Here is a 7,747-nt window from a genome sequence, read left to right on the forward strand (position 1 = left end):
AATGCTGATATATTGGAATTGACATAGGACCAAATTAAGGGGGAGAGTAAATTGGGTAGATTAATTGTAAATCAGGATAAAGTGAATTCACTAAATATCGATGAATTAGTAACAATATGTCCTTTTGGTGCAATAGAAAATAAAGCTGGAAAAATAGAAATAAACGCAGCTTGTAAAATGTGCAGGCTTTGTATTAAAAAAGGACCAGCTGGCGTTATGGAGTTCGTGGAAGAAGAAATTGTAAAAATAGATAAGAGCTTATGGAAAGGGGTAGCTGTTTATGTAGATCACCTGGAAGGAGATATACACCCAGTGACCTTTGAGCTTATAGGAAAGGCAAGAGAATTAGCAGCAAAAGTAGATTATCCGGTGTACGCAGTATTTTTGGGGCATAATATTAAGGATAAAGCAGAAGAAATTTTGCATTATGGAGTAGACGAGGTTTTTGTATATGATTATCAAGAATTAAAGGATTTTAAAATAGAGCCATATACAGCAGCTATGGAGGCTTTTATAAATAAAGTTAAGCCTTCAACATTACTGGTTGGTGCAACAACAATAGGAAGGTCTTTAGCACCTCGAGTGGCAGCAAGATTTAAGACGGGCCTTACCGCAGACTGTACTGTGCTTGATATGAAAGATAATACAGATTTAGTACAAATAAGACCGGCATTCGGCGGTAACATCATGGCTCAAATCATAAACCCTAATAACAGGCCGCAGCTTGCAACAGTCAGATATAAGGTAATGAATGCACCAGAGAGAGCGGCTGCGATATCAGGAAAAATAACTGTATGTGATATGGATACAGTTAGGTTTACTTCAGCGATCAATGTGTTAAGGGTAACTAAAAAAGAAGTTGAAGTAAGCATATCTGATTCTGAAGTAATAATTGCGGTAGGCAGAGGGTTAAAAGCTGAAAAAGATTTAGAGATGATAAAAGAATTGGCAGAATTACTTGGGGCACAGTTAGCTGTAACAAGACCGCTAATCGAAGCAGGCTGGGCCGATGCCAAGAGACAAATCGGGCTCAGTGGAAGAACAGTAAAACCCAAACTAATCATTACTTGCGGAATATCCGGAGCTGTTCAATTCACAGCAGGTATGAATAATTCTGATTGCATAGTAGCTATAAATCAAGATCCTAAGGCTGCTATATTTAATGTAGCGCATTATGGCATGGTAGGCGATATATATGAAATAGTTCCTAAATTAATCAGTAACGTTAAAGAAGGAATGGAAATAGCTTAATTTTGTTTTACTCTATATAAAAGTTATAGCGAGAAAATTTGCAGTAGGAGGTAAGTAAAATGGGATGTAATTGTACGACGGAATATAAAAAAATAGACGCAAAAGATATTGATTTTTTAATCAATTTACTTGGTGCAGATAGGGTATTTACAGGATCCGATATAAGTGAAGACTTTAGCCATGATGAATTAGGTGGCATAAGCAAAATGCCAGAAGCGGTAGTTGAAGTGCTAAGTACAGAAGAAGTAGCGGCGATAATGACTTATGCTTATGAAAATAATCTTCCGGTGGTGGCAAGAGGCTCGGGGACAGGGCTTGTTGGCGCATCAGTTCCAATTTTCGGCGGAATTATGATTAATTTAACTAAAATGAATAGAATACTTGAATTAGATGAAGAAAATTTAACTTTGACAGTAGAGCCAGGAGTTTTACTAATGGAAATAGGGAAATTTGTAGAAGAGCATGATCTATTTTATCCGCCAGATCCGGGAGAAAAGTCAGCTACAATAGGTGGAAACATTAATACCAATGCCGGAGGCATGCGAGCTGTTAAATATGGAGTAACCAGAGATTATGTTAGGGGCCTTACCATAGTGCTTCCTACAGGAAAAGTTATAGAAGTTGGAGGAAAGGTTGTTAAGAACAGTTCAGGGTATAGTATAAAAGATCTAATTTGCGGATCGGAAGGAACACTAGGAATAATAACAAAAGCTGTATTAAAGCTATTACCATTGCCTAAAAAGGCAATAAGCCTTTTGATTCCATTTTCAACTCTTGAAATGGCTATCAATACAGTTCCTAAAATCATAAAATCAAAGTCAATTCCGACAGCTATCGAGTTTATGCAAAGAGAAGTAATACTTGCGGCAGAGGAGTTTTTAGGCAAGAAATTTCCTGATAATTCATCGAATGCGTATCTACTGTTAACTTTTGATGGAAATAGCAAAGAAGACATAGAAAAGGACTACGATAGAGTTGCAAAAATATGCTTCGATGAAGGGGCGTTAGATGTTTATATTTCTGATACAGATGAAAGAAAAGAAGCTGTATGGTCAGCAAGGGGGGCTTTTTTAGAAGCAGTTAAAGCCACAACAACGGAAATGGACGAATGTGATGTTGTTGTTCCACGAAATAAGGTGGCGGAGTTTGTTAAATATACAGATGAACTTCAAGAACAATTTGGTGTAAGAATTAGAAGTTTTGGCCATGCAGGAGACGGAAATTTGCACGTATATGTGTTAAAAGATCATTTGTCACAGGGAGAATGGCAAAAGAAATTGAGTGCCGTATTTACATGTATGTATAAAAAAGCTTTTGAATTGGATGGATTAGTATCTGGAGAACACGGGATAGGTTATGCTAAGAAAACCTATTTGTTTGGACAAATTGGAGAGGACTATCTATCGTTAATGCGAAATATAAAATTAGCATTTGATCCTAAGAATATTTTAAATCCAGGTAAGGTTTGCCAATAACTGAATCATTTCTTGCGATAAAACGATTTTTTGATTTGAGCTGGTTATGAAAAATGAATATAATCGGGGTTAATGGATTCAAGCCTTTGCGGATTTCGCAAAGGCTTGAATTATTTTCGAATTATGTTAACTTTCATAGTCGCCTCCCCAATGGACATTTACGTTTCCATCTGCTAGGGATAGGTTTTAATGTTGGCATACTGTTGATAAATTGCTTGTGAAAGGTATAGAAATATAACAAAAACTTAATGTATCAATAATATTAAAAAAAATTTTTTGTATATAATGGAAATATAATGGAGAGGGAGTGCTGTTTCTTATGAAAAAAGTAAAGTCTTCAAAAAAGCTTTGCATTGTTAGGAGTATTTTGGGTACAGTAGTAGCTGTTAGCCTGTTTTATCCGGCAGTTAATGCGGAAGTAACAGTTATGGCCGCATCACCTACTGTGATTGAGCAGCAATTGCAAGTACCAGCCATACAGAGCTCAAATTGGGAACCGGAAGTTAAGACAACGGTAAATAATTTTTTGAAAATGTATGGAAAATATTCTCCGACCTATAATCAAAATAATCCTCCTTATGCTACCTTTGATTTTGATAACACGACTTCAATTATGGATGTAGAAGAGCAGTTGATTATTTGGCAGCTTGACCATCTGGCATTTGCTATTCCACCGGAAAAAATGGAGGAAGTATTAAAAACAGGAATTCCTGCGGAAAAATTGACAATGACTTATGGTGCGAATAATGGTGATGGTCGTCCGGCGACAATTCAAGCAGCAATCAATGATGCTGTGAATGATTATAAAGTGCTCTACGAACAAGGGGTTGTCACTACAACTGGTAGTGAACAGACAGATGCAGTCAAAGGAAGCTTTGCTTATCAGGATTTTACTGCTAAGATGCGGTGGCTTTATGATGCTATTTCTGAAACAATGGATAATTCAGTATCCTATCCTTGGGTTACATATTGGTATACGGGTATGACGCCACAGCAGGTTTTTGATCTAGCTTATACCTGCGACAGTTATTACGGTGATTCATCAAAAGGTCAGACGTGGACGAAAGGTAAATATACCAGTCCTGATACTGAGGCCAGCCAGGCTGGAAGTGTTACAGTATCATACAATCAAGGGATTACTGTAACGCCGGAAGTCAGAGAACTTTATCAGGCATTGGCTGAAGACGGCATTGATCCATGGATTGTTTCGGCCTCACATGTTGATGTAGTACGGGCAGCAGTAAAATATTTTGCGATTCCTGATGTGAAAGGCGTTGTAGGCATGACGAATAAGCTTGATGATCAGGGCAAATATATTAATATCTATGATTACGATGCGCATGCCCAAACCCAAGGTGTGGGTAAATCATTGTCAATTGAGAAAGTCATTGCACCTCAGTATCAGGGGCAGGGACCTATTTTCTGCGCAATGGATTCGCAAGGGGATTTTAATTTCTGCACTGAATTTGCAAATACCAAAGCTGTATTGATCATGAATCGCCGTCGTAAGGATGATGCGGCATTATGCGCTGCTATAGCTGAATATCAGAAAGAACATCATATCACGTTGCAGCAAGCCAATGACAATGGTGACGTAAGATATGTTTTGCAAGGACGCAATGAGACTGTTGGGCTGCTCTGGCCTGACAATCAAACAATTTTTTTAGGGAAAACGGATAAAGTCTTTTTATCGGATCGAGCTAAACAAGCTATTGCTGAGTTAGATAGTGGTATGTCAATCGCTCAGCTTCTGAAAAAAGATACAAGCTTAAAGGATTATCAAGGATATAAGACCCGTTGATAGCCTTTTATGAGCAAAAGATCCGTATAAATTAAGCACAGCTAGATTATTTGGGTGATTTTGAACCACGTTCTAAATGCTAAGCATAACAAAATAGTTAAGGACAACCTTTATTAGACTAACAGCGATATCTCAATTTACAGAGATATCGCTGTTAGTTATCTTTGGCGGAAATTCTTCGCGTATTATTAGTTGGTTGTCTGTTGGCAAAATTATGGGGAAAGTTACGCCGTTATCTTGTTCTTTTTGGGGTAATGGCTTAATTTTTGGCTATTTAGGGATTAGGGAAGCAATGCTCAATCATATTTTATTAAATTGTGTGCAAGGACGTAATTGTAAGCAGTAGTGACTATATTTCTATTAAAATTTGCTTCCGAGTCATCTCCATAATATGCTCCACCTGGCATATAGCCGTGTGATTCATATAAGCATTTTTCAGGGGAATTTCCCCAAAGCTCATCATTGGTTATCCAAATTGAACCATCGGGGATCCATTGATTAGTATTTTTGTTAAAAGAGCATTTAAAGGTAAAAGTTTGCTTTTCAAAAGAAACTTTATTATCCAAAGTTTGGCCTCTTAGTTTATCTAAAGTATTTTTATCAGGTATGCAGATTAGGTTATATGTCATTTCAAAAAGAGAGTCTTGCTCATTTTTCTGTGTTGCTTTTGCTGTTAATGATTCTGTGCGAAGATACTTGGCAAAACCATTTTCCGTCGCAATGTATATATCTTCTGCAAAGCATATGTTGGTTAGCATGACAAAAATAATTGTAAGTAAAAACTTTTTCATTGCAGCATTCCTCCTTATTGTAAACGATTCTTTATATTAATCTAGAATCCTTCATGCTGTATTATGGCTGCTTTGCAGTAGCGGTATTTTTTATAAAACAGTCATAATTTTGTCACATTCTTATGGTATTATTTACATGAAAATGTAAGAAAAACCAGTGATAAGTATGATGCACTGTCATGCAGCCCTTAATCGCTGCATGAGCAAGGCCTAACCTTGGTAAAATGCAGGAATGGATTGGAGCTAAGGCTCTAGTCTATGAATGAAAAAAACTGATTTTGTAGAGGAGTGGTTTGATGAAACGAAAATACTTATTAAAAAAGGATACCCCAGACCTTCGAGACCGTATATATTATTCGGCCTATTATAAAAAAACTGAACAGATTCCGGCCAAAATTGATTTGCGCGATAAGTGCAGCCCAATTGTCGACCAAGGAGAACTTGGGAGTTGCACAGCTAATGCTATTGCGTCCGGACTTAGGGAATACCTTCTCAAAAATAAAGCTGCCTGGATAGCTTTATCCAGGCTGTTTTTATATTGGGAAGAGCGTAAACTGGAAGGAACGGTGAATGAGGACAGCGGGGCTGAAATTCGTGATGGAATGAAAGTACTGAAGAAAATCGGCGTATGCCCGGAAGCTGACTGGCCGTATGATATTTCAACTTTTACCAATACGCCGACGGATAAAATGGTTACGGATGGCGCCGTTTATGAAGTTGCTGAGTATCACCGTATACCATCATTTGATCAGCTCAAGGTGGCACTGGCAGAAGGGTTGCCCATAGTAATCGGAATTGAGGTCTACGAATCGTTTGAAAGCGATATTGTTTCTAAAACTGGGATTGTTCCTCTACCAAACAAAAACACAGAAAAGTACCTTGGCGGTCATGCTGTTTTAGTCGTTGGCTATGATGACAACAAAAAACAGCTTATCGTCCGAAATTCTTGGGGAACTGATTGGGGCGATAAGGGATATTTTTATCTGCCTTATGATTACTACACTAAAGGATATGTAAGCGATTGTTGGACTAGTGCCAATTGAATAAGCTTATTGATTAATACGAAGCTTCTATCCTGGCATGAGAGCAATAGTCTGCGTCGGCGGATAACTAAATAGGATGAGTATAGCGAGAGCGCATTTCCGGGGGCCTGGAAATGTGCTCTCAAACTTTACTTACGAGGAGTTAATTGCCCATTTGTCTGATAATACCATTAGAAAAGGCATCTGCCATCATTAGAGCCTCTTTCTCGATTTGGTTGAATGTCTCGATGCTTCTGTCGTAATTTCTGTTGAGCATGGTGACAGCTTCCGTCTTTGTTAATGACAAGTGTTCATACCACATTGCCCGCATAGGTTCGATGAACCAATAACGATTGATATGGTTTAGAAAGCGGACGATATCATCTGCATTTGCATACCATCTTTTTTCTGCATCCGCCGCCCCACTACTGTCATCGGCTTTCGCTGCCTTGACAAGTTCTGCGGCAATAACTAGATGGTCAGTCAATAGATGGCTGAACTCAGCTGCATTGTTTTCTCCATAAAAACGACACAATAGTTTCGCGAAATCGGGTGCATTACGGAGAAGACGAGTTGTAGTCGCTTCTAAATCGGGCAAATCAAATACAATACCCATGATCACCATTCTTGTCCAATAAACATGTTGTTCCCAAAGTAGTCGAAAACAGTCTCTTAAATGTACGGCTGCTTTGTTCAGCCGATATCTATCATAATCAAAAGATGGAGGGTATCCATAATTCGGTGTCATGTAAGTTCTCCTTTACTATCGTTTTGTTACATTATACGCAAATAGTTCGAAGCAGGTGACATAACTATTAATTACAATCAAAAAAAGCCAGGACCGGATTGGCCCTGGTATGGGAGAAGCATAATCCTAACATTCGGCTTTTATACATGGAAAAGCCAGAGTCAGGCATTGAGCAAATTAACTCTGGCTTTCCATTGAGGATTATTAGGAGTTTCCACTTATAGAATACCCGAAGAAAAAAATATTATGCGCGAAGGGTTAGCGGGAGAGAACATAAAGTTTGTGGCAAACGGCTTGATAATGGGGAATGGGGGAGGAACGAAAAAACAACGGCGAGAGCTTTTTCCGATCTGCTCTCGCCGTTGTTCCACCTTCCACCTACTACGCACCACCGTAGTATCCCCATAAATAGAATACACTATGTTAACAGGAAAAGCAAATCTAATAGAAATAAAATGAGCGTTGTAGGTCGTACTATAAGCTACAGATTCTTAAAGGCTACTATCTCACAATCATTTTACCAGTGACATACCGAGTTCAAAAGCCTGTTCATTCTTAGCTTCTGTTCCTTTTGGTACCCTGGCCAGTACGGCCTTCACGGCCGACTCTTTGCTTACCGCTTTTGTCAGGGCTACAATGGCCCCAATGGCAATGATATT

General features: G+C 38.5%; 6 protein-coding genes. 4 read left to right on the forward strand and 2 right to left on the reverse strand.

All coding sequences use genetic code 11. The annotated features are described in order from the left end of the window. Nucleotides 1-51 precede the first annotated feature (51 nt). The 3 genes from Ga0466249_RS22075 (at nucleotide 52) to Ga0466249_RS22085 (ending at nucleotide 4,527) form a co-directional block, all read left to right on the forward strand. Nucleotides 52-1,251, forward strand: coding sequence for an electron transfer flavoprotein subunit alpha (locus Ga0466249_RS22075; RefSeq protein ID WP_215831660.1), 1,200 nt, complete (start codon nucleotides 52-54; stop codon nucleotides 1,249-1,251). 59 nt (nucleotides 1,252-1,310) lie between these two features. Then, on the forward strand, nucleotides 1,311-2,726 hold the full coding sequence (locus tag Ga0466249_RS22080; protein WP_215831661.1) for an FAD-binding oxidoreductase: 1,416 nt from the start codon (nucleotides 1,311-1,313) through the stop codon (nucleotides 2,724-2,726). A 319-nt stretch (nucleotides 2,727-3,045) separates the two neighbouring features. Further along, nucleotides 3,046-4,527, forward strand: coding sequence for an HAD family hydrolase (locus tag Ga0466249_RS22085; RefSeq protein WP_215831662.1), 1,482 nt, complete (start codon nucleotides 3,046-3,048; stop codon nucleotides 4,525-4,527). Between the two features lie 296 nt (nucleotides 4,528-4,823). On the opposite strand, the gene Ga0466249_RS22090 is transcribed toward Ga0466249_RS22085, so the two are convergent. After that, entirely contained in the window at nucleotides 4,824-5,318 is a 495-nt protein-coding gene (locus tag Ga0466249_RS22090) for a hypothetical protein (protein ID WP_215831663.1), read from the reverse strand. A 296-nt stretch (nucleotides 5,319-5,614) separates the two neighbouring features. On the opposite strand from Ga0466249_RS22090, the gene Ga0466249_RS22095 reads away from it, so the two are divergent. Continuing rightward, nucleotides 5,615-6,361 carry a C1 family peptidase gene (locus tag Ga0466249_RS22095; RefSeq protein ID WP_246588964.1) on the forward strand — a complete coding sequence of 249 codons (747 nt, stop codon included), beginning with the start codon at nucleotides 5,615-5,617 and terminating at the stop codon, nucleotides 6,359-6,361. 142 nt (nucleotides 6,362-6,503) lie between these two features. Here the strand turns inward: Ga0466249_RS22095 and Ga0466249_RS22100 are convergent, their stop codons facing one another. Further along, the gene (locus tag Ga0466249_RS22100) at nucleotides 6,504-7,088 is read right to left on the reverse strand and encodes a hypothetical protein (RefSeq protein WP_246588965.1); all 585 of its coding nucleotides are present in this window, start codon (nucleotides 7,086-7,088) and stop codon (nucleotides 6,504-6,506) included. Nucleotides 7,089-7,747: the final 659 nt, after the last annotated feature.

It is taken from the genome of Pelorhabdus rhamnosifermentans (assembly GCF_018835585.1).
In the GTDB taxonomy this organism is placed as follows: domain Bacteria; phylum Bacillota; class Negativicutes; order UMGS1260; family UMGS1260; genus Pelorhabdus; species Pelorhabdus rhamnosifermentans.